This window comes from Pseudarthrobacter linnaei (genome assembly GCF_055412825.1).
The window spans coordinates 1-1,189 of sequence record NZ_JBVAYX010000071.1 but is presented as its reverse complement, the minus strand read 5'-3'; the positions used below and the strand labels follow the sequence as shown (position 1 = coordinate 1,189).

1 pseudogene is annotated in these 1,189 nt (G+C 62.9%); it reads left to right on the top strand.

The annotated features are described in order from the left end of the window. Positions 1-72: 72 nt before the first annotated feature. Positions 73-1,189: pseudogene (locus tag ACZYZ3_RS20510) on the top strand (IS3 family transposase); the annotation flags it as partial.

The window sequence follows — 1,189 nt, the reverse complement described above, 5'->3', positions numbered from 1 at the left end:
GTGTGGGCTGCCGCGGAGATCTCGGACAGTGGGCCCCCTTAAAATGGGGGTCTACCGAAAGTAGAGATCAGCATGACCGCATCACGGAAGCGATTTCCCCAGGAGTTCAAGGACGAGCTGTGCCGCGAGGTGATCAACACGTCCAAGCCGATCAGGGACGTGGCTACCGCGTATGGTGTCGGCCCCGAGACGCTCCGCAACTGGCTGGTCAAGTACCGCGAGGCCAACGGCTCCACGGAGGCGGATCTGACGGCCGGAACGGGCCCGGCTAAAGGAGCTCGAGCGCGAAAATCAGGAGCTGCGGGCGGAGACTGCCTTCTTAAAAAAGCCAGCGCTTACTTCGCGCGGGAGCAGCGGTAGTGAGCAAGTATGAATTCATCGATTCCCAAAAAGCTGAGCCCGCCAATCTAAATTCGGTCGTGAGAATGTGCCGCTGGCTGGCCGTCTCAACGTCCGGTTTCTATCACTGGGCTACCCGTCCGCAATCGGCCACCTCGGGACGCCGGCAGGGCCTGACCGCGCGGATCGAGCACTTCTTCGAGGAGTCCGAGGGTACCTACGGGTACCGGCGGATCCACGCCGATCTCGCCGCGGAACAGACCGAGTGCTCTCCCGAGTTGGTGCGGCAGATCATGCGCCACCAGGGCCTGGTGGCTTGCCAGCCACGCCCGTTCCGCATCACCACCGAGGCTGACGCTGAGGCCGCTGCGGCCATGCCCGACCTGGTCAACCGCGACTTCACCGCCGACCGCCCCGGAGTGAAGTTCGTCGGCGACATCACCTACATCCACACCTGGCAAGGATTCGTCTACCTCGCCACCGTCATCGACTGCTATTCAAAGAAAGTCGTCGGCTGGTCCATCGCCGATCACATGCGCACCGAGCTCGTCGCCGACGCGCTCAGGAACGCCGCCGCGACGACCCGGATCGAGCCGTCCGCGATCTGGAACTCCGACCGGGGCAGCGTCTACACCTCGACCGATTTCAGGGCACTGGTGACCGGACTGGGCATGCGCTCCTCGATGGGACGCACCGGCGTGTGCTGGGACAACAGCATGGCCGAATCGTTCTTCTCGGCCCTGAAAAACGAGCGTGTCTACCGGACCGTTTACGCGACTAAATCACAAGCCCGGAGCGACGTCATTCGCTATATCGAGGGGTTTTACAACAGCCGGCGCCGTCACTCCGC